This window comes from Pseudomonas sp. ASL3 (genome assembly GCF_056680425.1).
In genome coordinates this window covers 6511891-6538385 of record NZ_CM155281.1, presented here as the reverse complement: position 1 = coordinate 6538385, position 26495 = coordinate 6511891, and the positions used below count along the sequence as shown (strand labels likewise).

The window sequence follows — 26495 nt, the reverse complement described above, 5'->3', positions numbered from 1 at the left end:
ATAAACGGAAATAAACGCGTGACCGATCATCTGCTCGGGCAGGACGATATCGCTCAACCGACGCCCGCCGAAGTCCGGCGCACATCGCTTTATCTGACCCTCCATCAAGTCCCGGAAGGCAAGGTCGTGAGCTATGGGCAATTGGCTGAACTGGCAGGACTGGGGCGTGCAGCGCGCTGGGTCGGGCGCACGTTGAGCCAGTTGCCGCAGGGCACGACCCTGCCCTGGCACCGAGTGCTGGGAGCTGGCGGTAGAATCAGTTTGCCAGCAGGAACCGCCTCAGGCGACGAACAGCGTGCTCGTCTACGTGCAGAAGGCATCACTATCTCGAATAATCGGATAGATATGCAACGCCATGGCTGGCGCCCGATAGACCACAGCGGTTAGAGTGCGCCCTTTGTTTTCGTAACCTGAGGCAGACTTCAGCCCATGCCCCGTAAAACCTGGCGCGCCGCGCTCGCCGCTTATGCCAGCCCCTCGACGTTAGTGCTGTTGCTGCTCGGATTCGCCGCAGGCCTGCCTTACATGCTGGTGTTTTCCACGCTGTCGGTCTGGCTTCGCGAAGCCGGCGTTGCCCGTGAAACCATCGGTTATGCAAGCCTGATCGGCTTGGCATACGCCTTCAAGTGGGTCTGGTCACCACTATTGGACCAATGGCGCCTGCCGTTCCTTGGCAGGCTCGGTCGTCGACGATCGTGGCTGGTGCTGTCTCAAGCACTGATAGTGCTTGGCTTGATCGGCATGGCCTTTTGCGACCCACAAAAACACCTGTCCTGGTTGATCGCCATTGCCGTGTTGGTGGCTTTCTCGTCCGCGACACAAGACATCGCCATCGACGCCTATCGCCTGGAAATCGCCGAAGAGAGCAGCCAGGCCGCGCTGGCCGCCAGCTATATGTCCGGGTACCGTGTCGCAGCCCTGCTTGCCACTGCCGGTGCGCTGTACATTGCCGAAGGCTTCGGCTCTACAGGTTTCAACTACAAACATTCGGCCTGGGCTGGTACTTACATATTGTTCGGTCTGCTGATGCTGCCCGCGCTGATTACCACGTTTGTCATGCGTGAGTCGCCAGTGCCGTTGCGTACCCAGCTATCGGCGGCGCGCTATGGGTTCAGCCACCAATTGGCTTCAGTCTTCGTGCTGATCATCCTGCTGGTTTCAGTGCCAGCGATGTTCACCCAGCTGTACTACACCGACTTCGCCAGCGTGCTGTTCAACGGCGGCAGCTGGATCAACCTGCTACTCGAAGATCGAGCCTTTCTGCGCGCCCTCCTCTACATCACGCTCACTACTCTGTGCCTGTCATCCGTGGGCCGACTTGGACTGGCGCCTGTGCTGACCCCGGTCAACGACTTCATTCGGCGCTATCGCTGGCAGGCATTTCTGCTGCTTGGCCTGATCGCAACCTATCGAATGTCAGACACGGTCATGGGCGTCATGGCCAACGTGTTTTATATCGATCTGGGCTTCACCAAGGATCAGATTGCCAGCGTCAGCAAAATCTTCGGCCTGGTCATGACCCTGCTGGGCGCGGGTTTTGGCGGCTTATTGATCGTTCGTTTTGGCATTTTGCCGATCCTGTTCATCGGCGGCTTCGCCTCGTCGGCCACCAACCTGCTGTTTCTGATGCTCGCCGACATGGGTCCGAACCTGAAGATGCTGATCGTGACCATCTCCCTGGACAATTTTAGCTCCGGGATGGCCACCTCAGCCTTTGTCGCGTATCTGTCGAGCCTGACCAACCTGAAGTTCTCTGCGACTCAATACGCCCTGCTCAGCTCAATCATGCTACTGCTGCCGCGCTTGATCGGCGGCTACTCGGGTGTGATGGTAGAAAGGTTCGGCTATCACACCTTCTTCCTGATCACCACCTTGCTCGGCGTGCCGACACTAGTGCTGATCGCTATTCACTGGTCTCAAGAAGTGCGCCGCGCCAGGGTCGCTCAGGCGGTTAAAGCAGCTGAAGCAGCTGAAGCACCCCCTGCGCCCCCAGTAACCACGGCAAACACAGCCACTGAAGCGCCGGCCAGCGAACAGCCTTAAGGTGTGTACCCAAATCAAAAAGCCCCGACTCGCGAGAGCCGGGGCTTTTTAGTGTGGAGCCGGTTCAACTTATTTCACTGCCGATTCCTGCATCACGCGGATCATTCGCTGTGGAGCAGGTATAGCGATATCGGCTGCTTTCAAGCTATCTCGCGCCTCGACGTTGAAATACGCAACTACATCAGCGTAGTCGCCGGTCTTGGTCCAGGCCCGCAACGACAGGGTGATGGCATTCTCGCCCAACGCCGTGACCACCGCTTGTGGCGCCGGGTCCTGCAGCACACGCGGGTCTTGAGCCATCTCCAGCAGCACTTGCAGGGCTTGCTTGAGGTCGGCGTCGTGATCCACACCAATATCGAACACCACTTTGCGGGTCGGCTGACGGTTGGTGTTGGTGATGATGCCGTTGGACAGAATGCCGTTTGGCACGATCACTGTCTTGTTGTCACCGGTGCGTATAACGGTATGGAAAATCATGATGTTGTCGACCGTACCGCTGACGCTTTGGGCTTCGATCCAATCACCAATGCGAAACGGGCGGAACAGCAGAATCAGCACACCGCCGGCGAAATTCGCCAGGCTGCCTTGCAAGGCCAGACCGATGGCCAGACCCGCGGCACCGATGGCAGCCACGAACGAGGTGGTTTCGACCCCGATCATCGAAGCGACGCTGACGATCAGCAGTATCTTGAGGATGATGTTGGCCAGGCTGCCCATAAAACCCTGCAAGGCCAGATCGGCATTGCGCAACGCCAATAGCCCACTCAGCTTGCGAGTGACCACGTTGATCACCCACCAGCCGATACCCAGCGTAATCACGGCCAGCAGCACGCGGCTGCCGTATTGCAAGAACAACGGAATCCAGGCCTCGGTGACCTTTTCCAAGTGATCGACTTGAGCATTCAAATCCATTTATTTCTCCTTTAATCGCGGAAGTTGTTGAACTGCAGTGGCATGCCGAATTCATGGCCACGCAACACCGCCATCGCTTCTTGCAGGTCATCGCGCTTCTTGCCGGTGACGCGTACTTGCTCGCCCTGAATGGCGGCCTGCACCTTTAGCTTGGCGTCTTTGATGTGGGCGACGATTTTCTTCGCCATCTCTTTATCGATGCCTTCCTTGAGCGTGGCTTCCTGCTTCATCAATTTTCCGGACGGGTAAGCGTCCTTGAGTTCAAGACACTGCACATCGATCTTGCGCTTGACCAGGCACAGCTTGAGGATTTCGACCATCGCCTCGAGCTGAAACTCCGCCTCGGCGGTCAGGTTCACGGTCAATTCCTTGAACTCGAAAGTGCCTTTGCCTTTGAGATCGTACCGACGGTCCAGCTCTTTGATGGCATTATCGACGGCATTAGTGACTTCGTGTTTATCCAGTTCGGACACTACGTCGAACGAGGGCATGTAATTTCTCCAGATGAACGGCGCGGCTCGGCATGTAGATGGAGCACGCCTGACTTGACGGTATGAATGCGCCGTCATTATAACGAGACTTTCCCCACCTTCGCTGCGAGCCTGTCATGTTGAATTCCGATTCCTTCGTTCCGCAGCTCGTCAAATCCTCTCCAGTGAACAGCTAATGGCCATCACTTGGCATGTGTTGGGCGTCGGCAGCCTCGGCAGCTTGTGGGCAACTCGTCTGGCGCGAGCGGGACTTCCGGTGCGGCTGATCCTGCGCGACCCGGCACGTCTGGCGGCTTATGAAGCCGTCGGCGGTCTGACCCTGGTCGAGCAAGGCCAGAGCCAGCAGATGGCGATTCCCGCGCAAACCTTCGATGCCGTCGAACCCATCGAACGCCTGTTGGTGGCGTGCAAAGCCTATGACGCAGAAGACGCCGTCGCCCGCCTGGCGCCGCGTTTGAGCGCCAACGCCGAGTTGATCCTGTTGCAAAATGGCCTTGGCAGCCAGGACGCGGTGGCGGCGAAGGTGCCGCAGGCGCGCTGTATGTTTGCGTCGAGTACCGAGGGCGCTTTTCGGGATGACGACTGGCGCGTGGTGTTTGCCGGTCATGGCTACACTTGGCTGGGCGATGCCAGCGACCCGACACCGCCCTCCTGGCTGAATGAGCTGCAGGCCAGCGGCATCCCTCATCAGTGGACCCCGGACATCCTCACCCGTCTCTGGCGCAAACTGGCGCTGAACTGCGCGATCAACCCACTGACCGTACTCCACGACTGCCGTAACGGCGGCCTGCAAGCGCACCATTGCGAAGTCGCAACGCTGTGTGCCGAATTGACCGACTTGCTCGATTGCTGCGGTCAGCCCGCCGCCGCCGAAGACTTGCACAGCGAGGTCGAGAGAGTGATTCAGGCGACGGCAGCCAACTATTCGTCGATGTATCAGGACGTCGCCCACGGCCGGCGCACCGAAATCAGCTACCTGCTCGGCCATGCCTGCGCCATGGCGGCTCGTCACCACTGCTCGCTGCCGCACCTGAAACAACTGCAAACGAGGTTGATCACCCATTTGCAATCACGCGGTTTGCCCACGGACTAGATTGCTCAGCGACTGAACAGCGCGTTACCCTGCTAATTCATTAATCGCTTGTGATTCGCCCAATGCCATTGCGCCAGCGCCTAGAAAACTTGCCAGTGGGCCAGAAGCTCCTGGCAGCTCTGCTGGTCTTGCTGACCACTGTGTTGTTGGTGGCCAACCTGACGTTCATCAGTGCGGCCTATTACATTTCCCAGGAAAGCATGGCACCACAGGCCTTGCAGACCATCGGCCGGCTGATCAGCAACCCCAACCTCGCCACCCAGGCATTGAGCTCGGCCGCCAATGGCCAAGCTCTACTCAAGGAGCTGATAAATTACAGCCCACTGCGTGCGGCGGCGCTGTACGACAACAACGGTGACCGCCTGGCACAGTTGCAGCAAGGCAATAAACTCAAGCTACCCGAGCGCTTCCGGAACGTGGAAAACTGGCGCCTGACCGAATTTCGCAGCACCCAACTGATTAGCATCCCCAAAGACGGGCAGGCGCCGGGCCATTTGTTGCTGGTGGCCAGTAGTGAATTACCGACAGCGTTTTATACCGGCACCTTTACCGCCAGCGCGGGGATTCTGGTGTTCAGCGTACTGCTATGGCTGGTCGTCGCCCGGCAGATTCGGCGCCTGATCACCAAACCGATCTATCAGCTCGAAGAGCTCTCACGCCAGGTCACCCGCGAAGAGAACTACGCGCTGCGTGCCGAACCAGGCAACAACGATGAGATCGGCAGCCTGGCCGAAGCCTTCAACACCATGCTCTCGCGCATTGAGGCCCGGGAGCATCAGCTCAAGCGCGCACGGGACGACTCTCAAGAAGCCTACGATCAGGCGCAGGGGCTGGCGGAGGAAACCCGCCATACCAATCGCAAGCTTGAACTCGAAGTGCAGGTGCGCAGCAAGATCGAGAAAAAACTCACCGGATTTCAGAACTACCTCAACAGCATCATCGACTCGATGCCCTCAGCGTTGATCGCGCTGGACGAACAGCTGTATGTCACCCAATGGAATCAGGAAGCCAGCGCCCTTTCCGGCACGCCGCTGGACGAAGCGCTCAATCAACCGATCTTTCTCGCCTTCGAGCCAATGAAGGCCTTCCTGCCGAAGATCAGACACACGGTCGAACGGCACACTGTCACCAAGATCGAGCGGGTGACCTGGGTCAAAGATGACGTCCCCCACCACTATGCGCTGACCTTCTATCCACTGACCGGCGGGGCTGGCCGAGGGGTGGTGATCCGCATCGATGACATCACTCAGCGGCTGTCACTGGAAGACATGATGGTGCAGTCCGAGAAGATGCTCTCCGTCGGCGGTCTGGCGGCAGGCATGGCCCACGAAATCAACAACCCTTTAGGCGCGATCCTGCATAACGTGCAGAACATTCGCCGACGCCTGTCGCCGGATTTGCCGAAAAACATCGAACAGGCTGAACTAAGCGGCATCGAGCTGGCGACCGTCAATCAATACCTGCTAAGCCGTGAAGTGCCGCAATTGCTCGACGGCATCCAACAGGCTGGCGCACGTGCGGCGAAGATCGTTAGCCACATGCTCAGCTTCAGTCGGCTCAGCAATCGGCAAATGGCACCGTGCGACTTGCCGGCGTTAATCGATCAGGCCGTGGAGATCGCCAGCAACGACTTCGACCTGACCATCGGTTTCGACTTCAAGGGCCAGGCGATCACCCGTCAGTTCGACCCCAACCTTGGACCGGTGCCCGGCACCGCGAACGAGCTGGAGCAGGTGCTGCTCAATTTGTTGAAGAACGCCGCTCAGGCCATCCACCAACGTGAAAATGACCGTGAGCCGGGACGCATCACCCTGCGTACGCGGCTGAACCCGCCATGGGCAGAAATCCAGGTGGAGGACAATGGCATCGGCATGCCGGAAAACGTGCGCAAGCGCACCTTCGAGCCATTTTTCACCACCAAGGAGATCGGCCAGGGCACAGGGCTCGGCCTGTCGGTGTCGTACTTTATTATCACCAACAACCACAAAGGCCAGATGGAGGTGCAGTCGACCCCAGGCCAAGGTACGTGTTTCACCCTGCGTCTGCCGTTGTCTGGCAACATGATCAACGCCCAGGAACCGTCCCTTTCGGAGTTATAACCATGGGCTTTCGCCTGTCAAAAATTTACACGCGTACCGGCGACAAAGGCGAAACCGGCCTCGGTGATGGCCGCCGGGTACCCAAAGACCACCCGCGGATCGAGGCCATCGGCGAGGTCGACACCTTGAACAGCCAAGTGGGTTTATTGCTTGCGGGGCTGGCCGAGCAGGCCGAGCGCTATCCGGGCTTGAATGAACTGATCGAGGTGCTGACGCCTTGCCAGCATCGCTTGTTCGATCTGGGCGGCGAGTTGGCGATGCCGGTGTATCAGGCGCTCAACAGCGCTGAGATCGAACGACTGGAGGCCGCCATCGATCTGTGGAACGAGGAGTTGGGGCCGCTGAAAAACTTCGTTCTGCCGGGTGGTTCGGCGCTGATCGCTCAGGCCCACGTTTGCCGCAGCCTGGCCCGCAGCGCCGAACGTCGCTGTCAGCAGCTCAATGCCATTGAGCCGTTGACGGGGGTTGGCCTGGCCTACATCAACCGCCTGTCAGACCTGCTGTTCGTCGCTGCGCGCTTGATCGCCAAGCGTCAGGGGATTGCCGAAGTTCTTTGGCAGGCTGCGGTGAAGCCATAAATGTCGTGAGGGGACTGATTTATTTTCAGCGCTTCATCGAAAATTAATCTGTCCCCGTTTTTCCGGGACAGATTGATTTTTCAAAGAGCGCGAAAAATAAATCAGTCCCCTAGGGCCAAAACGCCCGAATCCCCGCCACCCCTTGCGCGCCGCTTTCCCAGGCGCGCTGCCGATCATCAGGCCCGACACCGCCGAGCAAAAACACTGGTTTGCTGAACCCGGCGATCAATTGCCTCGCCAGCTCCCAACCCAACGGCACTCCATCAGGATGAGTCTGAGTGGCCTGTATCGGCGATAGGGTGACGAAATCCACGCCCATCTGTTCAGCCAGCGATAATTCTTCAGTGTTGTGACAGGAGGCCGCCAACCAACGCGCTTTGGGGAACGGACGACCCGCGCTAGCAAGTTTTCGCAGCTGGGCTGCTGTCAGGTGCCAGCCAGCCGCCGGGAAGTCTCCCAGCCACTCCAACGGGCCTTTGAGCATCAACTGCGCTTTGCCGGCGCACAAGCCGACCGCATCCACGGCCAGATCGCGATATTGCGGGTCGTACCCGTTCGGCGAGCGCAACTGCACAAGCTTGATGCCGCCGGCTATGGCCTTTTGCAACCCGCGCAGCAACTGCGGGGTCTCCAGGCCATCGGGGGTGATCAGGTATTCGGCAGGCAAGCGCGCCGCAGCCACGATGGGTTGATTGGCCGCCGGAAAGTCGTAATCAGCCAGTTCCCGCCTGGAAACCCAAGCCAACGGCTGGCCTTCCGCGCCATGCGGCTCCCCGGTAAACGACGACACTTCCCAGACATCCAGCAACACCTGTTTGTCCGGGTAATCGTGCTGAACCTTGATCAGCGGACGAGCTGCGGTGACGACAATACCCAGCTCTTCCTGCAGCTCACGCGCCAACGCCGTTTCGACCGCTTCACCGGCCTCGACCTTGCCACCCGGGAACTCCCACAAACCGCCCTGGTGCTGAGTATCGGCACGTCGAGCGATAAGGATTTTGCCGTCATTGCCGCGGATTACCGCCGCTGCTACATGAACTCGTTTCACCGCACCATTTCCTCTAAACCTGCTTTCTGCCAGCGCTGAAAGGCGGGCCACTGGTAAATCGTCTCGACATACGCGGCGGCCTCGGCGGGCAATGCCACGCGATAGGTCCGCAGCCGCACCGCAACCGGGGCGAAGAACGCGTCAGCCAGGCTAACCCGACCGAACAGGTACGGACCGCTCTCAACGGCCGCTGCACGGCATTCAGCCCATAAAGCGATGATACGGTCGATGTCAGCCTGAGCGTCGGCAGGGATAACGTCCAATGCCTCATCACGTCGCAGGTCGAAGCCCATGTTCGAGCGCAAGGCCATAAAACCGCTGTGCATCTGCGCACAAGCCGAACGCGCCTGGGCCCGAGCGGCGATATCGCGCGGCCAGAGATCGGCCTCGGGGAAACGCTCGTTCAGGTACTCAACAATCGCCAGGGAATCGGAGATGGTGCCGTGTTCGGTTTTCAGCAACGGTACTTTGCCGGTGGGCCCGTGTTCGAGAATTTTTTGCAGGGTGTCCGGCTGATTCAAGCGAATCACTTGCTCGGTATACGCCGCGCCAGCCATGTCCAGCGCCAACGCCGGGCGCAAGGACCAGGAAGAAAACCGTTTGTCGCCGATGATCAGATGCAAGCTCATGTTCGGGGTTCTCCAAGAGAAGCTATAAGCCCACTGTAGGAGCGGGGGGGACGCCGAGTTCTTGCCCGCGATAAGGCCAGAATGGCCTTCATGCAATATTGAAGGATCCTGTGAGACAAGATTCAACACCGCGTTCAGCCGTTTTGCGAGCGCTGCGCACTCGATCGCGGGCAAGCCCACTCCTACAGGGGTTACGTCGTTTTTATCAGGTACGGTATTCGGCGTTGATCTTTACGTACTCGTGTGACAGGTCGGTGGTCCAGATGGTTTCGCGGCACTCACCACGGCCCAGCTCGATACGGATGGTAATTTCCGCTTCCGCCATTACCGCGGCGCCCTGCTCTTCGGTGTAAGTGGTCGCACGGCAACCCTGGCTGGCGATGCATACCGCACCGAGGAACACGTCGATCTTGCTCACGTCCAGGTCCGGCACACCGGCACGGCCTACCGCCGCGAGGATACGGCCCCAGTTGGGATCGGAAGCGAACAAGGCGGTCTTGATCAATGGCGAATGCGCCACAGCGTAACCGACGTCCAGGCATTCCTGATGATTGCCGCCGCCATTGACTTCGACGGTGACGAACTTGGTTGCGCCCTCGCCGTCACGAACGATGGCCTGTGCCACTTCCATGCACACGTCGAACACGGCTTGCTTCAGTGCTGCGAACAACGGGCCTTTGGCCTCGGTGATTTCTGGCAGCGCAGCCTGGCCGGTAGCGATCAGCATGCAGCAATCGTTGGTCGAGGTGTCGCCGTCGATGGTGATGCGGTTGAACGACTTGTTGGCGCCGTCACGCAGCAGATCCTGCAACACGCTCTGAGCGACTTTGGCGTCCGTAGCGATGTAGCCGAGCATGGTCGCCATGTTTGGGCGAATCATGCCGGCACCTTTGCTGATACCGGTGACGGTGATGGTCACGCCTTCGTGCTGGAACTGACGGCTCGCACCCTTGGGCAGGGTGTCAGTGGTCATGATCCCGGTGGCCGCAGCGGCCCAGTTATCCACAGACAAGTCGTCGAGGGCGGCTTGCAGTGCACCTTCGATTTTCTCCACGGGCAACGGCTCACCGATCACGCCAGTGGAATAAGGCAGTACTGCATGGGCGTCGACACCCGCCAATTCCGCGAGTTTGGCGCAGGTACGCGCAGCCGCGACCAGGCCCGGTTCGCCGGTACCGGCGTTGGCGTTGCCGGTGTTGGTCAGCAGATAACGCACGGGGCCTTGCACGCGCTGCTTGGCCAGGATCACAGGTGCAGCACAGAACGCGTTGAGGGTGAACACACCCGCCACGCTGGAACCTTCGGCACAGCGCATGACCACCACATCCTTGCGCCCAGGGCGCTTGATGCCGGCGGAGGCGATGCCAAGTTCAAAACCGGGTACCGGGTGCAATGTCGGCAAAGGACCAAGACCAACAGCCATTAAGTGCGCTCCTTGAAAGCTATCTGCGCCGCCCGCATCGGTACGGCTCAATCGATGGAAAAACGCCGCGACGGCTGGGGCCGGTCGCGGCGCGGGTGTTTCACATAAACAACGCCAGGCTGAACTTAGTTGATCTGACCGTGGCAATGCTTGAATTTCTTGCCCGAACCACACCAGCACAATTCGTTGCGACCGAGCTTCTGGTCGTTGCGAACCGGTACTGCTGCGACGGCGACATCATCGTCCTCCTCCAGCAGCAGTGCTTCTGATTGCTCCAGGCCTGGGGCTTCGGCGTGCTCGAACTGCATGCGCTGAGCCAGATCTTCGGCATCGCGACGCAGACGGGCTTCTTCTTCGATCGGATCTTCGCGGCGAACCTGGACGTGGGACAACACACGAATAGTGTCGCGCTTGATCGAGTCGAGCAGTTCCTGGAACAGGGTGAAGGACTCGCGCTTGTATTCCTGCTTCGGGTTCTTCTGCGCGTAACCACGCAGGTGAATACCGTGACGCAAGTGGTCCATGGTCGACAGGTGATCTTTCCACAGGTCGTCGAGGACACGCAGCAGAATCTGCTTCTCGAACGTGCGCAGCGCCTCGGCACTGGCTTGCTCTTCTTTCTCGTTGTACGCCGCCAGCAGCTCTTGCAACAGCTTCTCGCGCAGGGTTTCTTCGTACAGGTGATCGTCTTCGTCAAGCCACTGCTGGATGGGCAGCTTCACGCCGAAATCGGTGCTCAGCGCCGCTTCCAGACCCGCGACATCCCACTGCTCTGGCAGGGACTGAGGAGGAATGTGCTGGCTGACAAGGCTATTGAGTACGTCCATACGGAAGTCAGCGATGGTGTCACCAATGTTGGTCGCAGCCAGCAGGCTGTTACGCATGTGGTAAATCACTTTACGCTGTTCGTTGGAGACGTCATCGAACTCGAGCAGTTGCTTGCGAATGTCGAAGTTACGGCCTTCAACTTTACGCTGAGCCTTCTCGATCGCGTTGGTCACCATGCGGTGTTCGATCGCTTCGCCGGACTGCATGCCCAACGCTTTCATGAAGTTCTTCACCCGATCAGAGGCGAAGATGCGCATCAGGCTGTCTTCCAGCGACAGGTAGAAACGGCTGGAACCGGTGTCGCCCTGACGACCGGCACGACCACGCAACTGGTTATCGATACGACGAGATTCGTGACGCTCGGAAGCGATCACATGCAGGCCGCCCGCTTCGATCACTTGCTGATGGCGTTTCTGCCAGTCGGCCTTGATCTGAGCGATCTGCTCAGGCGTCGGCTCTTCCAGGCTGGCGACTTCCACTTCCCAGTTGCCGCCCAATAGAATGTCGGTACCACGACCGGCCATGTTGGTGGCGATGGTCAGCGCACCCGGACGACCGGCCTGGGCGATGATTTCGGCTTCTTTTTCGTGGAACTTGGCGTTCAGAACCTTGTGATCGATGCCTTCCTTGATCAACAGGCCGGACATGTGCTCGGAGGTTTCGATGGTCGCCGTACCCACCAGTACCGGACGACCCTGGGCCAGGCAGTCTTTGATATCGGTGACGATCGCGGCGTACTTCTCTTCGGCCGTCAGGTAGACCAGGTCGTTGAAGTCTTTACGCGCCAAAGGCTTGTTCGGCGGGATGACCGTCACGGCCAGGGAGTAGATCTGATGGAACTCGAACGCCTCGGTATCGGCCGTACCGGTCATGCCGGACAGCTTGTTGTACAGGCGGAAGTAGTTCTGGAAAGTGGTCGAAGCCAGGGTCTGGCTCTCGGCCTGAATATTCAGGACTTCCTTCGCTTCGATGGCCTGGTGCAGGCCTTCGGACAGGCGACGACCCGGCATGGTACGACCGGTGTGTTCGTCGACCAGCAGGATCTGACCGTCCTGGACGATGTACTCGACGTTGCGGTGGAACAGTTTGTGCGCACGCAGGCCGGCGTAAACGTGGGTCAGCAGACCCAGGTTGTGGGCCGAGTACAGGCTTTCGCCGACTGCCAGCAGGCCGACCTCAGTGAGCATCTCTTCGATGAACTGGTGACCGGCTTCGTTCAGCTCGACCTGACGGGTTTTCTCGTCAACGGTGAAGTGCCCGGCCTTGGTGACGACGCCTTCCACTTCCTCGATGTGTTGCTCGAGTTTCGGGATCAGCTTGTTGATTTCGGTGTACAGCTTGGAGCTGTCTTCAGCCTGACCGGAGATGATCAGCGGTGTACGCGCTTCGTCGATCAGGATCGAGTCGACTTCGTCGATTACGGAAAAGTTAAGCTCGCGCTGGAACTTCTCTTCCATGCTGAAAGCCATGTTGTCGCGCAGGTAATCGAAGCCGAATTCGTTGTTGGTGCCGTAGGTGATATCCGACGCATAGGCTGCGCGCTTCTCTTCCGGCGGCTGGAAAGGCGTGACAACGCCTACCGTCAGACCGAGGAATTCATACAGCGGACGCATCCAGTTGGCATCACGACGAGCCAGGTAGTCGTTCACCGTTACAACGTGCACACCCTTGCCGGACAATGCGTTCAGGTAAACCGCCAGTGTCGCCACCAGGGTCTTGCCTTCACCAGTACGCATTTCGGCGATCATGCCTTCGTGCAGGGTCATGCCGCCAATCAACTGGACGTCGAAGTGGCGCATACCCATGACACGCTTCCCGGCTTCGCGGGCAACCGCGAACGCTTCAGGGAGGAGTTTATCGAGGGTCTCACCTTTGGCTAAGCGGGCCTTGAACTCTTCGGTCTTGGCACGCAATTGCTCGTCCGAAAGGGCCACCATTTGCTCTTCGAAGGCATTGACGATTTGTACCGTCTTGAGCATGCGTTTGACTTCACGCTCGTTCTTGCTTCCAAAAAGTTTTTTTAACAAAGGCGCAAACATATCGACAGGATCTTCCACACATAGGGATGGAGGGCGGCCCCGTGAGTCGCCCGTGCAGCCCTCATGGCCGCATGCGAACGAGCATTCTACCCGGAAACGGTGGTGAGGAAAGTGGCGTTATTCCACGATGCTGGCACAGCGCTGTAACGGGGCAGTTTTACAATAGGGCCGTTTTTTCAGACTTCAACCCATCTGAGGGAGAAGTGACTCGTTGAATCTGCCTATGAAAGCACGGAAAGCCCATCTAACGAAGCCGCGCGAGCGCTTTCTGCTAACATGGCCGCTCTGTAACTCAAGGCGTCCACTATGGCATTTCGCCCCCTCTCGGCACGGGCACCGGCTGTCTTGCTTCGTGAAGCGAAGCCGCTCAAAGCCATATTCCACCACGCCCAACGCCTGGCACATCTGCAGCGCCTGCTTGAAAGCCAATTGCAGCCGGCCGCTCGCGAACACTGCCACGTCGCTTCCTGGCGTGAAGGCAGCCTGCTATTGATCGTGACCGACGGTCATTGGGCCACGCGCTTGCGCTATCAACAAAAACGCCTGCAACGACAGCTGGTAGCTTTTGATGAATTCGCCAGCCTGACGCGCATCCTATTCAAGGTACAGCCTCCGACCGTCCAGCAGGGGGCGGTGGGTCATACGATTAATTTGTCTGCAACTGCGGCGGAAAGTATTCAGGCCACGGCGGATGGTATTACTGATCCCAATCTGCGGGCGGCGCTGGAGCGGTTGGCGAGTCATGGGAAGCCGAAAAACTGAGTAAGGTTCGCTTTTGTAGGAGCGCGCTTGCCCGCGATGGCGGTGTGTCAGTCGCAGAAGGTCCTCCGTGTCGAGCGCGACCCCGGCCTATCGCGGGCAAGCGCGCTCCTACAATGGATTTGAGCCAGATCGAGTAGGAGGCGGATTTACATCCGCCGTCCTCTCACACCACCGTACGTACGGTTCCGTATACGGCGGTTCAGGTTATGCGGCTAAGCCGGTTTATCGTATCCAGTATCGAGACTAGCCCGAGTTGATCCCACAGTTTCTTCGGCAACACTTGATTCATATGTGACGCTCCCGAGTTCCACCAAGGGCCTCGACCATTGACTGCTGACTTCCAAGCGCGAGCCTCGTCGAGCCCCAGACGCTTCAGGTTGCGGGCCCTCGTCGAGGGTTGCTTCCATTGACGCCAGAAGACACAGCGAAGTTTGCGTCGCACCCAGCCATCAAGCTCTTCAAGTGGCCGCTTACTCTGGCTCAACTTGAAATAGCCCGCCCACCCCCTTAGCACAGGGTTGATTCGTTCGATGACGCTCGCCATCTTGTGGCCCCGAGCACCGCGCAGCAGCTCTTTGAGCCGGTCGCACAAGCGACCCAGACTCATCGTCGCTACTCTTAGTCTCGGCTGTCGATGCAAACTCATCCCATAACCCAGATAGTCACACTTCCACGGTCTTGCTACTCGGCTCTTTTCCCGATTCAACGTCAGTTTCAGACGCCGATTCAGGAAGCGCTCGACGCTGTTCAGCACACGCTCGCCAGCACGACAGCTGCTCACATAAATGTTCGCATCATCGGCATAGCGCACGAAGCGATGCCCCCGCCGTTCCAGCTCGCGGTCGAACTCGTTGAGCAGGATATTCGACAGTAACGGCGAGAGCGGGCCGCCTTGCGGCGTCCCTTCCTGCCGCTGGCTGGCGATCCCACCCGACATCACTCCGGCTTCGAGGTAACGGCGGATCAGCTTGAGTACCCGCTTATCTTCGACGTGGCGCTGCACATAGGCCATCAAGATGTCGTGATTAACTCGATCAAAGAACTTTTCCAGATCGAGCTCCACGCACCAACGGTGCCCCGCCGCCACATGGGCGCGGGCGGTTTCGACGGCTTGGTGGGCGCGTCTGTCCGGACGGAAGCCAAAGCTGTAGTCCGAGAACAGCGGGTCGAAGATCGGGGTGAGCTGTTGCAGCAATGCCTGTTGGATCAGGCGATCCACGACGCAGGGAATACCCAGCTGTCTTGTGCCGCCTTTGGGCTTGGGGATATCGACGGCGCGTACACCTTGCGGGTGATACTCGCCGGCCAGCAGCCGTGCCTTGAGGGTCGGCCAATACTGATTCACGTAGCCTGCCAATTCGTCGACCGTCATGCCATCGGCACCCGGCGCGCCCTTGTTGCTGACCACGCGTTGGTACGCACGCCGAAGGTTGGCCGGTGCAAGCACCCGCTCCAGCAGCGTTTCCGGCTCCGCTTTCGTCCACGTCACAGACGCCGCCGACACCTTTGCGCTGTCAGCCGTCATCCTCGGATTCTGTCCGGGACTCGGAGTAACAGTCTTCTCTTGGAGAAATTTCTGCATTTCGGTATTCAACGAGACTCTGTCGCCTACTGGCGGCATAACCTGTTCGGCCCTTGGTGACGGGGTTATTCGCCACTTACTACGGCCTCGGCTGACTTCTGCACGCTCATCCCGTCGCCTCTCGACGCTCGGTAGCACAGTGGCAAACGTGCAGATCTCCCAGGGTAATTCGCGCGACCTTCCTGCTTATGCCTGTCGGATCTACGTCACAGCGTTCCGTGCAAGTATCGGGCTTTGACGATTATGGCCGTCTCACCCCGCTGCGCCGCCTAATCCGCTTCCTGTTCGTCAGGCCAGCATTTTGCCTCGGGCTTCCTTCGGATTCGCAGTCACCCACGACACCCTTGCCTCTGGCTAACACTTCCCCTTGCCGGGTGTGTAGAGGACTTTCACCTCCAAGTCACCAGTGAGGCCACCACAGCCAAACTGGTTGCGCTGACGCGCAACGCGCCATGCCTGGCGCACCATAAAAAAAGGCCACCCGAAGGCAGCCTTAAAAAATAAAAGGAAAGAGAGTACTAATTACACGGCCGCGACAGGACGCATGTAAGAGATCGGTGCGGTGCTGGCGTCTTCGAAGGTCACGACTTCCCATGCGTCTTTCTGCGCGATCAATGCGCGAAGAAGTACGTTGTTCAGTGCATGCCCCGACTTGAAGCCTCGGAACTCGCCTATCAGGCTGTTACCCAGCAGGTAAAGGTCGCCGATTGCATCCAGGATTTTGTGTTTGACGAATTCGTCCTCGTACCGCAGGCCATCTTCGTTAAGCACGCCATCTTTATCGACCACGATGGCATTTTCTACGCTACCGCCAAGCGCGAGGTTGTGCTTGCGCAGGTACTCGATATCGCTCATGAACCCAAAGGTACGGGCGCGGCTGACTTCTTTAACGAAAGAAGTGCTGGAAAAATCCACGGTTGCGCTTTGTGTACGGTTGCGGAAAACCGGGTGGTCGAAATCGATCTCGAAGCTCACCTTGAACCCTTCGAAAGGCAGGAAAGTAGCGCGTTTACCGCCCTCTTCCACTGTGACTTCCTTCAGAATGCGGATGAATTTCTTGGCTGCGTCCTGCTCTTCCAGGCCGGCAGATTGAATCAGGAATACGAAGGGTCCTGCGCTACCGTCCATGATTGGAACTTCGGAGGCGGAGAGTTCGACGTAGGCGTTATCGATGCCAAGGCCAGCCATGGCCGAAAGCAAGTGCTCTACCGTGTCCACCTTGGCGTCCCCGCTGACCAGAGTGGTCGACAGGGTGGTGTCACCGACGTTTTCCGCACGGGCAGGGATCTGCACCACAGGGTCGAGGTCGGCACGACAAAACACGATGCCGGTATTCACAGGTGCGGGCTTGAGGGTCAGGTAAACCTTTTCCCCGGAGTGCAGGCCGACACCTGTGGCACGGATAATATTCTTCAGGGTGCGTTGTTTAATCATGGCATTGGCCGCTTCAGCGCAAGTTGCGAACTGGTATCAACAAAGGCTGGCGATAATAGCAGACCCGGCCTTTGCTGAACACCAATCACCCTAATACCCCTGATACATTTCATCAATCAGCCTGGCGACGCAGGAAAGCCGGGATGTCCAGATAGTCCAAGTCGTCATTCGGATTCATCTTCGCCGCGGCTTGCGCGCCGGCGTGAGCCTGATTGCGCATCACGGTCGGACGATCCAGGTCGCGGTAATTCACCGACGGCATTTCCTGACGGGCAGAAGGTTGTGCCGATACATGTTGCGCCGTTTGCATGGTGTTATCGATCACCTTCACAGGTTTCTCGATTTTCGCGCCCAGACCAGTGGCAACCACAGTCACGTGCAACTCGTCACGCATGTCCGGATCGATAACAGTACCGACCTTGACCATGGCGTGCTCGGAAGCGAACGCTTCGATGATGCTACCCACGTCCGAATACTCACCCAGAGACAGGTCAGGACCGGCTGTGATGTTGACCAGAATACCGCGAGCACCTTGCAGGTTGACGTCTTCGAGCAGCGGGTTGCGGATAGCTGCCTCAGTCGCTTCACGCGCACGGTTCGGACCGCTGGCGCAGCCAGTGCCCATCATCGCCATACCCATTTCGCTCATCACGGTGCGTACGTCAGCAAAGTCGACGTTGATCATGCCCGGACGTTTGATGATGTCGGAGATACCGCGAACGGCACCGGCGAGTACATCGTCAGCCTTGGCGAAAGCCGACAGCAGGCTGGCGTCTTTACCGAGGATGGTCAGCAGCTTCTCGTTGGGAATGGTGATCAACGAGTCGACGCTTTCCGACAGCAGGCGGATGCCTTCATCGGCGATCTGCATGCGCTTGCGACCTTCGAACGGGAACGGACGCGTCACCACTGCAACGGTGAGGATGCCCATTTCCTTGGCCACTTCGGCGATGATCGGTGCAGCACCGGTACCGGTACCGCCGCCCATGCCGGTGGTGATGAACACCATGTTGGTGCCTTGCAGCACTTCAGCAATACGCTCACGGTCTTCCAGTGCCGCCTGACGACCTACTTCAGGATTGGCACCCGCACCCAGGCCTTTGGTCACACCAGTGCCCAATTGCAGGATGGTCCGTGCGCCGATGCTTTTCAGCGCTTGCGCGTCGGTGTTGGCGCAGATGAATTCAACGCCTTCGATGTTGCTCTTAACCATATGGTTAACAGCGTTACCGCCACCACCACCAACGCCGATAACCTTGATTACCGGACTTTGCGGGACATTGTCTACGAGTTCGAACATTTTCCCTCTCCTTTCATTTCTCTAGTTTTTTCGCCTACTGCCGCCTGCCACTACCGCTTTGAATCTTAGAAATTGCCCTGCACCCAGCGCTTGAGGCGCTCGAGCACAGGTGCTTTAGGTTCATCGCTATAGCTATTGCTACTACTGATGCCGGACAGAGAAATGCCGTCGGATTGCTTTTGCAGTCCGTACAGCAATAGCCCCACACCAGTGGAATAGATCGGGTTGCGCACGACGTCCGCGAGCCCTTTGACACTGTGCGGCACGCCCAGGCGCACCGGCATATGGAAGATCTCTTCGGCCAGTTCGACCGCGCCTTCCATCTTCGAAGTACCACCGGTCAGCACGATGCCGGCCGGGATCAAATCTTCATAACCGCTGCGACGCAGCTCCCCCTGAATCAGGGTGAACAGCTCGTCATAACGCGGCTCGACCACTTCGGCCAGCGCCTGACGGGACAGCTCGCGCGGTGGACGGTCGCCGACGCTCGGCACCTTGATGGTTTCACCAGCGCCGGCCAGTTTGGCCAGGGCGCAGGCGTAGCGAATCTTGATCTCTTCGGCGTACTGGGTCGGTGTCCGCAACGCCATTGCGATGTCGTTGGTGACTTGATCACCCGCAATCGGGATCACCGCGGTATGCCGAATCGCACCCTCAGTGAAGATGGCGATGTCAGTGGTACCGCCGCCGATGTCCACCAGGCAGACGCCCAGCTCTTTCTCGTCATCGGTCAACACCGAATAGGCAGAGGCAAGCTGTTCGAGAATGATGTCGTCGATTTCCAGGCCACAACGGCGCACACATTTTTCAATGTTCTGCGCGGCATTGACGGCACAGGTCACCACATGGACCTTGGCTTCCAGACGCACGCCCGACATACCCAGAGGCTCACGCACGCCTTCCTGGTTATCGATCACGTAATCCTGCGGCAGAGTGTGAAGCACACGCTGATCCGCCGGAATCGCCACGGCCTGGGCCGCATCGAGCACACGCTCAAGGTCTGCCATGCTGACTTCGCGATCGCGGATCGCCACGATGCCGTGGGAGTTCAGGCTGCGGATATGGTTGCCCGCCACGCCGACGAAGGCCGAGTGGATGCGGCAGCCAGCCATCAGCTGAGCTTCTTCCACCGCGCGCTGGATCGACTGCACGGTGGACTCGATATTCACCACCACGCCCTTCTTCAGGCCGCGGGATGGATGGGTGCCGATACCGACGATTTCCAGCGTACCATCGGCCGCGACTTCGCCCACCAGCGCCACCACCTTAGAGGTGCCGATATCCAAGCCGACGATCATTTTGCCGCTTTGCACGTTTGCCATGGTCCTGCCTCTTGTCAATTCTTCGCGACGGCGGGTTTGTCCGTCGAAGGCGCTACCGGCTCACGCCATCCCACGGCCAGGCCGTTGGAGTAACGCAGGTCGATGCGCGCAATATTCGTGATCTGTTCTTTGAGCGTTTTTTCGTAAATGGCAATAAAGCGGCGCATTTTTTCCACCAGGTGGTCGCGGCCCAGCAACAACTCGATACCTGGCCCCGAACTGCCTGCACCAGTGGTCAAAAACCAACTGCCACGTTCACGTAACTCCAGGCGCACGATGGAAAAGCCCAAGGGCCGCAACATCTGACTCAACACCTGGTACTGCTGCATCACCTGCTGCTGGGCACGCTGCGGGCCGAACAATTGCGGTAGATGCTCGTAATTGGCCAGCTCGCGCGGGGCAAACGCCTGACCCTGGTTGTTCAGCAGAGCCTCATCCCCCCAGCGCGCCACTGGCAGTTGTTCTTCCAGATGAATCACCACCTGATCCGGCCAGACGCGTCTGACTTCGGCGTGGGCAATCCATGGCATCTGTTCCAGTTCGGTACGCATCCCCGCCAGATCGATGGTGAAGAAGCTCGCGGCCACGTACGGTGCGATGCGCTGCTGCACGGCTTGCTGGCTGATGTAGCTCAGATCGCCCTGCACATTGATCTTCGTGATCGGCCGGTCGGCATACGGCAGCAAACGCTGCGCGGCTTCGTAGGTACCGAAGCCGAGGACGACTAAAATCACCGGCCAGAACAGACGCTTGAAAAACCCGAAATTGGCTTTAGGCAGGCGCATCGAAAGCGGCTCTTTGGCCACCATTCGACTGGCACCACGCGGCACCGGCTTGCGGCCGGGAACGGGTTGCTGATGACGTAGCATCGCGCCTTGCATGGATTTAACCTCGCGCCTCGACACTGTCGGCCAGAATCGCCAACACCAACTGCTGGAAATCCAGCCCCGCAGCACGTGCTGCCATTGGGACCAGACTGTGATCGGTCATGCCCGGTACGGTATTCACCTCCAACAGCCAGAACTTGCCGTCGGCGTCCTGCATGACATCCGCCCGCGCCCAACCCGCGATGCCAACGGCCTCGCAAGCGCGCGCAGTGAGATCTTTAAGCTCTTGTTCTTTGGCGCCATCCAGCCCACACGGAATCCGATACTGGGTATCGGAGGCCAGGTACTTGGCGTCGTAGTCGTAGAAACTGTGGGGAGTGCCCAGACCGATGGGCGGTAATATCTGGTCACGCAGCGTAGCGATGGTGAACTCCGGACCTTGAATCCATTGCTCGACCAACACTTGCGAGTCGTAGGTACTGGCAGCTTTCCATGCGGCAATCAATTCATCAGCGCTGGTCACCTTGGCCATACCGATACTTGAACCTTCATGCGCCGGTTTGACGATCAAAGGGAAACCCAGTTCCCCAGCTGCAGAAATACAATCGGCTTCAGTACTCAAAACGGCGTGTCGAGGAGTCGGCAGGCCCAGGCTTTGCCAGACCTGTTTGGTCCGCAACTTGTCCATCGCCAGCGCAGAGGCCAGTACGCCGCTGCCGGTATAAGGAATCTCCAGGCACTCCAGCAAGCCTTGCATGCTGCCATCTTCGCCGCCACGCCCGTGCAGGACGATGAACGCGCGGTCAATTTTTTCGCTGACCAACCGCTGTAAAAAGTCGTCGCCGACGTCGATACCGAACGCGTCGACACCTGCGCCCTGCAGGGCTTCAAGCACCGCCCGACCAGACTTCAGCGAGACTTCCCGCTCAGCACTTTTGCCGCCAAACAGCACCGCGACCCGGCCGAAGGTTTTCGGCTCCAGCGTGGAGAACAGAGAAGATTGCACGACCACCGTCATTTCAGTTTCCCCTCGGTCGGGGCCACGACAGCGCCTGCAAACAGCGGGCTTTTAAGCAGTTGCGGCGCAAGGCCACCGATATCACCGGCGCCCTGGCACAGCAGAATGTCGCCCGCACGCAGCAGCGGTTTGACCAGCGGGGCCAGCTCGACGCCACGCTCGATGTAGATCGGGTCCAGTTGTCCGCGCTGACGGATGCTGTGGCACAGATGGCGACTGTCCGCCCCGGGAATCGGTTCTTCCCCGGCTGGATAGACTTCCATCAGCAGCAGCACATTGGCCTCGGTCAGCACCTGCACGAAGTCATCGTAAAGATCGCGGGTGCGGCTGAAGCGATGGGGCTGGTAAACCATGACCAGTCGACGGTCCGGCCAGCCGCCGCGTACAGCATTGATCACCGCAGCTACTTCACGCGGGTGATGACCATAGTCGTCGACCAGCATCACATTGCCGCCTTCGACCGGCAGCTCGCCATAGATCTGGAAGCGCCGTCCTACGCCCTGAAAACCTGACAGCCCCTGCACGATGGCCTCGTCGGAAACGCCTTCATCAGTGGCGATGGCAATGGTCGCCAACGAGTTGAGCACGTTGTGGTTGCCCGGCATGTTCACCGAAACATCCAACGGCTCGCGGTCACGACGCAGCACAGTGAAGTAAGTCAGCATGCCTTCCTGGCGCACGTTGATCGCGCGCACGTCGGCTTCTTCACTGAAGCCATAGGTCATGGTCGGACGTTTGATCAGCGGCAGAATTTCGCGCACCACTGGATCGTCGATGCACACCACGGCCAAACCGTAGAACGGCAGGTTGTGCAGGAATTCGACGAAGGTCTTCTTCAGTTTGTTGAAGTCGCCTTCGTAGGTCGCCATATGGTCGGCGTCGATGTTGGTGACCACGGCCACCAGCGGCTGCAAGTGCAGGAAGCTCGCATCGCTTTCATCGGCTTCGGCGATCAGATAACGGCTGGTGCCGAGCTGGGCGTTGGTTCCGGCAGCGTTCAAACGACCGCCGATGACGAACGTTGGGTCCAGGCCACCGGCCGCGAACACCGAAGCGATCAAGCTTGTAGTGGTGGTTTTGCCATGGGTACCGGCGACCGCGATGCCGTGGCGATAGCGCATCAGTTCGGCCAGCATTTCGGCACGCGGCACCACAGGAATGCGACGTTCCAGAGCGCTGGAAACTTCCGGGTTGGAGGTATTCACGGCGCTGGAAACTACCAGCACATCAGCGGTCGCGGTGTTTTCGGCACGATGACCAATAAAAATGTTCGCGCCGAACGATTCAAGCCGTTCAGTCACCGGTGAAGCTTTCAGGTCCGAGCCAGACACTTCATAGCCCAGATTGAGCAACACTTCGGCAATACCGCACATGCCCACGCCGCCGATACCGACGAAATGGATACGACGGATGCGGCGCATTTCTGGCTGGGGCATCGCTCTCTGATTCTCAACCATGAGCCACCTCCAGACAGATATCGACCACAGTGCGCGTTGCGTCAGGTTTGGCCAGGCGGCGAGCCGTGCGGGCCATGCTGTTCATTTGTTCGGGTTGCATCAGAACCTCTTTCAGGCGTGCAGCCATTTCGGCTACGCCAGTTGTCGCTTGTGGCATGACGAAGGCAGCGCCTTCGCGGGCCAGATAGTCGGCGTTACGGGACTGGTGGTCGTCGATCGCATGGGGCAACGGCACCAACAGCGACGGCAGTCCAGCCGCGGCCAGCTCACTGACGGTCAGTGCGCCTGCGCGACAGACCACCAGGTCGGCCCAGCCATAGGCTTGGGCCATGTCTTTGATGAAGGGCGCCACTTGCGCCTCGACACCGGCAGTGCGATAGCGCTCTGCGGTGATCTCGTCATGGTTCTTGCCGGCCTGATGGAACACTTCAGGACGTAACTCCAGCGGCAACAGCGCCAATGCGGCGGGCAGCAGTTTGTTCAGCGGCTCGGCGCCCAGGCTTCCGCCGAGGATCAGCAAACGGGCCTTGCGTCCGGCCAACGCCTGACGCGGCGTTTCGAGAAACAGCTCGGTGCGAACCGGATTGCCAGTGGTGCGCCGTTTTGCCGAAGCCGAAAAGGTTTCCGGGAAGGCTTCGCAAACACGGCTGGCGAACGGCACCAGACTGCGGTTGGCGGTACCGGCGATCGCGTTCTGCTCATGAATGATCAGCGGCACACCTGCCAGTTTCGCCGCCAGGCCGCCAGGACCGGTGACATAGCCACCCAGGCCGAGTACGCAGACAGGCTGCAACTGCTTGACGATCTTGCGTGCCTGCAACAAGGCCTTGAGCAGCACGAATGGCGCTTTGAACAAGGCCAACACACCCTTGCCCCGCAGACCCGTCATGTTGATCAAATGCAGCGGCAAACCCGCTTCAGGCACCAACTGATTTTCGATCCCGCGTGGCGTTCCGAGCCAATGCACGCTGTAACCACGCGCCTGGAATTCGCGTGCGCAAGCCAACGCCGGGAATACGTGCCCGCCGGTGCCGCCTGCCATGATCAGCACGTTAGCGCCCATGGTTGGACTCCTCAGCGAAGTCGCTTTCATTGAATTCTGTTTCTTCACTGCCAGTGTTGGTCCGCGCTTCCCACTCGATGCGCAGCAACAAGCCCAGGCTCGCACAGCAGATCACCAACGAACTGCCGCCATAACTGAGGAATGGCAAGGTCAGGCCTTTGGTTGGCAACAGCCCGACGTTCACCCCGATATTGATCAGGAACTGACCAATCCACAGGAACGCCAGGCCATAAGCCACGTAGGCGCCAAAATACTGCTTGGCCCTCTCGGCCCACATACCGATGTACATGGCCCGGATACTGACGAATACAAACAGGGCAACGGTAAGGAGCGAGCCAACCACGCCCAACTCCTCCGCCAATACCGAGAACACGAAGTCGGTATGCGCTTCGGGCAAATAGAACTGTTTCTGCACGCTGTTGCCCAGGCCGACACCAAACCATTCGCCACGGCCAAATGCGATCAGGGCCTGGGTCAATTGATAGCCAGAGCCGAACTGATCGGACCACGGGTCGGTGAAGGTGATCAGACGTGCCATCCGATACGGCTGTGCTTGAACCAGCACGAACACGGCAGCCACTGCCAGCACCACCATCAGACTGAAACGGAACAGACCGACGCCGCCCAGAAACAGCATCGCCGCGGCGGCGCCCATCATCACCACGGTGGCGCCGAAGTCCGGCTCCATCAGCAGCAAACCGGCCATGGGCAGCAAGACGATGAACGGCTTGAAGAAGCCCATCCAGCTTTCACGGACTTCCTGCTGACGCCGCACCAGATAGCCGCCAAGGAAGATCACCACGAAGACCTTGGCAATTTCCGAAGGCTGTACGTTGAACATACCGAAGCCGATCCAGCGCATCGAACCGTTGACCTCACGCCCCAGTCCCGGCACCAGCACCATCACCAGCAGGCCGAAGGCGCCGATCAGCATCAGCCAGCCCAGACGTTGCCAGGTAGAAACCGGAATCATCATGGTCGCGCCGCAGGCACCAAGGCCCAACACCATGTAAAACAGGTGGCGAATCATCATGTACAGCGGGTTGCCGGACTGCACGGCAGCCACTTCCGACGAAGCGGAAGTGATCATCACCAGACCCAGGCCCAGCAGCGCAAGGCAACCGGCCAGCATCGGGAAGTCGACATCGATGCCGCGGCCGCTGATCAGCGGTGATGGATAAGGCCGAATCACACCGAGGATCATGACAAGGCCCCCACGGCTTGAGCGAACAGGCGGCCGCGCTCTTCGTAATTCTTGAACATATCAAAGCTGGCACAAGCAGGAGACAGCAGCACAGCGTCCCCGTCTTGCGCGCATTCGGCGGCACGTTGCACGGCTTCTTCCAGGGTTTTGACGCGAATTAAAGTCACCGCATCGCCCACTGCCTGAGCAATCAGCTCGGCATCCCGGCCCAGCAACACCACGGCACGGCAATGAGCGGCGACCGGAGCACGCAATGCGCTGAAGTCAGCACCCTTGCCGTCACCACCGGCGATCAGCACCAATTTGCCACTGATATCCGCCCCCAAGCCTTCGATAGCGGCCAGCGCCGCACCGACGTTGGTGGCTTTGGAGTCGTCGTAGTAACTGACACCGGAACGCTCGCGCAGCCATTGGCAACGATGCGTCAGCCCGGTGAATGAACGCAGGCTGCTGAGCATGGCGTCGAATGGCAGGCCAACAGCGTGACCCAACGCCAGCGCAGCCAGGGCGTTGGCTTGATTGTGCGCGCCGCGAATTTTCAGCTCACGGACCGGCATCAACGTGTCGAACTGGAAGGCGAGGTATTTTTCGCCGTTCTCTTCACGCAGGCCGAAGCCGTGGAAATCGGGTTTGTTCAGACCGAAGGTCCAGCATGGCAGGCCCTCGCCGATCAGCGGCCGCGACAGCGCGTCCTGCCGATTGACCACCACCTGCCGGGCGCCACGGAAAATCCGGTGCTTGGCCAAGTGATACGCAGGCAGACCGCTGTAGCGATCCATATGGTCTTCGCTGACGTTCAACACGGTCGCCACTTCAGCGCCGAGTTGATCAGTGGTTTCAAGCTGGAAGCTGGAGAGTTCGAGCACGTACAGCTCGACCGTATCATCGAGCAGGTCCAGTGCTGGCGTACCGAGGTTGCCACCCACCGCGACACGCTTGCCGGCTGCGGCAGCCATTTCGCCGACGATGGTGGTGACGGTGCTTTTCGCATTCGAACCGCTGATTGCGACGATCGGCGCCTTCGCGTTACGCGCGAACAGCTCGATATCGCCCGACAATTTCACGCCGCGTGCCGCCGCTTGCTGCAACGCAGGGGTTGCCAACGCCAGACCGGGGCTCACGTACAGTTCGTCGGCGCGGCAGAGAAACTCCACATCCAGCTCGCCGCAACGCACTTCCACCTGCGGGTATTCCTGACGCAACGTCGCCAGCTCCGGTGGATTTTCCCGCGTATCGGCCACAGCAAACGACACGCCCCGGTTCGCCAGGAAGCGAACCAGGGACATGCCGCTCTTGCCGAGGCCGACAATGATGCGGAAGTGGTCAGAAGCGATCAGAGACAC

Annotated in this window: 22 protein-coding genes; 6 read left to right on the top strand and 16 right to left on the bottom strand. The window is 59.1% G+C overall.

Translation table 11 applies throughout. The features are described 5' to 3' along the window. The first annotated feature begins 18 nt into the window (after positions 1-18). Together AC1MEE_RS30040 and AC1MEE_RS30035 are read left to right on the top strand one after the other, a co-directional pair. Positions 19-387, top strand: coding sequence for an MGMT family protein (locus AC1MEE_RS30040; RefSeq protein WP_480413038.1), 369 nt, complete (start codon positions 19-21; stop codon positions 385-387). 42 nt (positions 388-429) lie between these two features. After that, a complete protein-coding gene (locus AC1MEE_RS30035) occupies positions 430-2043 on the top strand; it encodes an AmpG family muropeptide MFS transporter (protein ID WP_480413037.1) in 1614 nt (537 codons plus the stop codon). 69 nt (positions 2044-2112) lie between these two features. Here the strand turns inward: AC1MEE_RS30035 and AC1MEE_RS30030 are convergent, their stop codons facing one another. Then, positions 2113-2955 carry a mechanosensitive ion channel family protein gene (locus AC1MEE_RS30030; RefSeq protein ID WP_480413036.1) on the bottom strand — a complete coding sequence of 281 codons (843 nt, stop codon included), beginning with the start codon at positions 2953-2955 and terminating at the stop codon, positions 2113-2115. Positions 2956-2966: 11 nt separating this feature from the next. After that, positions 2967-3446, bottom strand: coding sequence for a YajQ family cyclic di-GMP-binding protein (locus AC1MEE_RS30025; RefSeq protein WP_480413035.1), 480 nt, complete (start codon positions 3444-3446; stop codon positions 2967-2969). Positions 3447-3621: 175 nt separating this feature from the next. Here AC1MEE_RS30025 and AC1MEE_RS30020 point away from each other — a divergent pair, with 175 nt between their 5' ends. The 3 genes from AC1MEE_RS30020 (at position 3622) to AC1MEE_RS30010 (ending at position 7216) form a co-directional block, all read left to right on the top strand. Further along, positions 3622-4539, top strand: coding sequence for a putative 2-dehydropantoate 2-reductase (locus AC1MEE_RS30020; RefSeq protein ID WP_480413034.1), 918 nt, complete (start codon positions 3622-3624; stop codon positions 4537-4539). A gap of 62 nt (positions 4540-4601) precedes the next feature. After that, on the top strand, positions 4602-6638 hold the full coding sequence (locus AC1MEE_RS30015) for a sensor histidine kinase (RefSeq protein WP_480413033.1): 2037 nt from the start codon (positions 4602-4604) through the stop codon (positions 6636-6638). Positions 6639-6640: 2 nt separating this feature from the next. After that, a complete protein-coding gene (locus AC1MEE_RS30010; protein WP_480413032.1) occupies positions 6641-7216 on the top strand; it encodes a cob(I)yrinic acid a,c-diamide adenosyltransferase in 576 nt (191 codons plus the stop codon). A gap of 109 nt (positions 7217-7325) precedes the next feature. Here the strand turns inward: AC1MEE_RS30010 and AC1MEE_RS30005 are convergent, their stop codons facing one another. From AC1MEE_RS30005 to secA, 4 genes are all read right to left on the bottom strand, one after another. Continuing rightward, complete coding sequence (locus AC1MEE_RS30005; protein ID WP_480413031.1) at positions 7326-8264, bottom strand: Nudix family hydrolase; 939 nt, start codon at positions 8262-8264, stop codon at positions 7326-7328. After that, positions 8261-8893: a glutathione S-transferase family protein gene (locus AC1MEE_RS30000; protein ID WP_480413030.1), complete on the bottom strand. Its 633-nt coding sequence runs from the start codon at positions 8891-8893 to the stop codon at positions 8261-8263. Before AC1MEE_RS30000 ends, AC1MEE_RS30005 begins: the two co-directional genes overlap by 4 nt. Before the next feature lie 205 nt (positions 8894-9098). Next, positions 9099-10316 carry a bifunctional glutamate N-acetyltransferase/amino-acid acetyltransferase ArgJ gene (gene argJ / locus AC1MEE_RS29995; RefSeq protein ID WP_480413029.1) on the bottom strand — a complete coding sequence of 406 codons (1218 nt, stop codon included), beginning with the start codon at positions 10314-10316 and terminating at the stop codon, positions 9099-9101. Between the two features lie 125 nt (positions 10317-10441). Next, complete coding sequence (gene secA, locus AC1MEE_RS29990; RefSeq protein WP_480413028.1) at positions 10442-13183, bottom strand: preprotein translocase subunit SecA; 2742 nt, start codon at positions 13181-13183, stop codon at positions 10442-10444. A gap of 306 nt (positions 13184-13489) precedes the next feature. On the opposite strand from secA, the gene AC1MEE_RS29985 reads away from it, so the two are divergent. Next, positions 13490-13945, top strand: a complete 456-nt coding sequence (locus AC1MEE_RS29985; protein ID WP_480413027.1) for a DUF721 domain-containing protein — start codon at positions 13490-13492, stop codon at positions 13943-13945. Between the two features lie 199 nt (positions 13946-14144). Here the strand turns inward: AC1MEE_RS29985 and ltrA are convergent, their stop codons facing one another. The 10 genes from ltrA to murD form a co-directional block, all read right to left on the bottom strand. Then, positions 14145-15566, bottom strand: coding sequence for a group II intron reverse transcriptase/maturase (gene ltrA, locus AC1MEE_RS29980; RefSeq protein WP_480413026.1), 1422 nt, complete (start codon positions 15564-15566; stop codon positions 14145-14147). Positions 15567-16049: 483 nt separating this feature from the next. Then, a complete protein-coding gene (lpxC, locus tag AC1MEE_RS29975) occupies positions 16050-16961 on the bottom strand; it encodes a UDP-3-O-acyl-N-acetylglucosamine deacetylase (protein ID WP_480413025.1) in 912 nt (303 codons plus the stop codon). A 112-nt stretch (positions 16962-17073) separates the two neighbouring features. Further along, positions 17074-18261, bottom strand: a complete 1188-nt coding sequence (gene ftsZ / locus AC1MEE_RS29970) for a cell division protein FtsZ (RefSeq protein ID WP_480413024.1) — start codon at positions 18259-18261, stop codon at positions 17074-17076. Between the two features lie 65 nt (positions 18262-18326). Next, positions 18327-19583 (bottom strand): cell division protein FtsA, encoded by a 1257-nt coding sequence (gene ftsA / locus AC1MEE_RS29965; RefSeq protein ID WP_480413023.1) that lies wholly within the window; start codon positions 19581-19583, stop codon positions 18327-18329. A gap of 14 nt (positions 19584-19597) precedes the next feature. Further along, entirely contained in the window at positions 19598-20464 is an 867-nt protein-coding gene (locus AC1MEE_RS29960; protein ID WP_480413022.1) for a cell division protein FtsQ/DivIB, read from the bottom strand. A 4-nt stretch (positions 20465-20468) separates the two neighbouring features. Further along, on the bottom strand, positions 20469-21428 hold the full coding sequence (locus AC1MEE_RS29955; RefSeq protein WP_480413021.1) for a D-alanine--D-alanine ligase: 960 nt from the start codon (positions 21426-21428) through the stop codon (positions 20469-20471). Beyond that, the gene (murC, locus tag AC1MEE_RS29950) at positions 21425-22885 is read right to left on the bottom strand and encodes a UDP-N-acetylmuramate--L-alanine ligase (RefSeq protein WP_480413020.1); all 1461 of its coding nucleotides are present in this window, start codon (positions 22883-22885) and stop codon (positions 21425-21427) included. The genes AC1MEE_RS29955 and murC overlap by 4 nt, the downstream gene beginning before the upstream one ends. Then, positions 22878-23948: an undecaprenyldiphospho-muramoylpentapeptide beta-N-acetylglucosaminyltransferase gene (gene murG / locus AC1MEE_RS29945; RefSeq protein WP_480413019.1), complete on the bottom strand. Its 1071-nt coding sequence runs from the start codon at positions 23946-23948 to the stop codon at positions 22878-22880. The genes murC and murG overlap by 8 nt, the downstream gene beginning before the upstream one ends. Next, positions 23938-25149 carry a putative lipid II flippase FtsW gene (gene ftsW, locus AC1MEE_RS29940; RefSeq protein ID WP_480416384.1) on the bottom strand — a complete coding sequence of 404 codons (1212 nt, stop codon included), beginning with the start codon at positions 25147-25149 and terminating at the stop codon, positions 23938-23940. The genes murG and ftsW overlap by 11 nt, the downstream gene beginning before the upstream one ends. After that, positions 25149-26495, bottom strand: a complete 1347-nt coding sequence (gene murD, locus AC1MEE_RS29935; protein ID WP_480413018.1) for a UDP-N-acetylmuramoyl-L-alanine--D-glutamate ligase — start codon at positions 26493-26495, stop codon at positions 25149-25151. Before murD ends, ftsW begins: the two co-directional genes overlap by 1 nt.